The organism is Corynebacterium sp. NML180780, assembly GCF_007786415.1.
Classification (GTDB): domain Bacteria; phylum Actinomycetota; class Actinomycetes; order Mycobacteriales; family Mycobacteriaceae; genus Corynebacterium; species Corynebacterium gottingense.
In genome coordinates, this window is the sequence record NZ_VNKN01000029.1 from 1 (window position 1) to 1401 (window position 1401).

Genomic DNA, 1401 nt, shown 5'->3' on the forward strand with positions numbered 1-1401 from the left:
CGACTGCCGAGCAGCCGAAGGTCTCCGTCGAGGGAACTGACGAGCCGAACACCGTTGAGCCGACTGATGATGGGCAGTCGACCGGTGTGAAGGTGGAGAACCCGACGGGTAAGACCACGGTGACCGCTAAGGACGAAGACGGTAAGGGTGTTCCGGCCAAGATTGATCCGGAGACTGGTGAAGTCCTAGTTACCCCGGGTGAGGGCGTTGATGGCCCGATTACCGTGACCGTTGAGGATCCGTCCCTGGATGAGCCGGCAACAGTTGAGGTACCGGTTAATGGTCACGAGAAGGGCCAGGACGATAACGGCTCCGAGAACACTGGCGGAACCCCAACCGACCCATCCGATGAGCCTGTGAAGGACTCTGATGGTGATGGTGTCTCCGATGAGCAGGAAGCTGCTGACGGTACTGATCCGAACAAGGCTGACTCCGATGGTGATGGCCTGAGCGATGGTGAGGAGAAGCAGCGCGGTACCAACCCGATCAAGACCGATTCCGATGGCGATGGTCTCAGCGATGGCGAAGAGAAGGAGCAGGGTACTGATCCTCTCAAGGCTGATACCGATGGTGATGGCCTGAGCGATAAGCAGGAAGTTGACGGTTCCGAGAACGGTAAGTACGACAACCAGCCGACGGATCCGACTAAGGCGGATTCCGATGGTGATGGTCTGACTGACCGTACTGAGATTGAGATCGGTACTAACCCGAACGTCGCCGATACCGACGGTGACGGCGTCAACGACGGTGCCGAGGTCAAGGCCGGCACTAACCCGATCGTGAAGGATGAGACTCCTGAAGAGCCTGCCAAGGACTCCGATGGCGATGGTGTCTCTGACGAGCAGGAAGCCGCTGACGGTACTGATCCGAACAAGGCTGACTCCGATGGTGATGGCCTGACTGATGGTGAGGAGAAGGAGCGCGGTACCGATCCGACCAAGGCTGATACCGATGGCGACAGTGTCGATGACGCCCAGGAGATTGAGGACGGCACCGACCCGCTCAACGCCGACACTGATGGTGATGGCCTCAGCGACGGCGAAGAGAAGGAGCAGGGTACTGATCCTCTTAAGGCCGATACCGATGGCGATGGCCTGAGTGATAAGGAAGAGCTCGACGGTTCTAAGAACACTAAGTACGACAACAAGCCAACGGATCCGACGAAGGCTGACTCCGATGGTGATGGTCTGACTGACCGTACTGAGATTGAGATCGGTACCAACCCGAATGAGGCCGATACCGACGGTGACGGCGTCAACGACGGTGCCGAGGTCAAGGCCGGCACTAACCCGATCGTGAAGGATGAGACTCCTGAAGAGCCTGCCAAGGACTCCGATGGCGATGGTGTTACCGATGAGCAGGAAGCCGCTGACGGTACTGATCCGAACAAGGCTGACTCTG

General features: G+C 58.3%; 1 pseudogene. It reads left to right on the plus strand.

Annotated elements, in window-relative coordinates:
* A pseudogene (locus FPP74_RS12345) lies at nt 1-1401 on the plus strand (hypothetical protein); the annotation flags it as partial.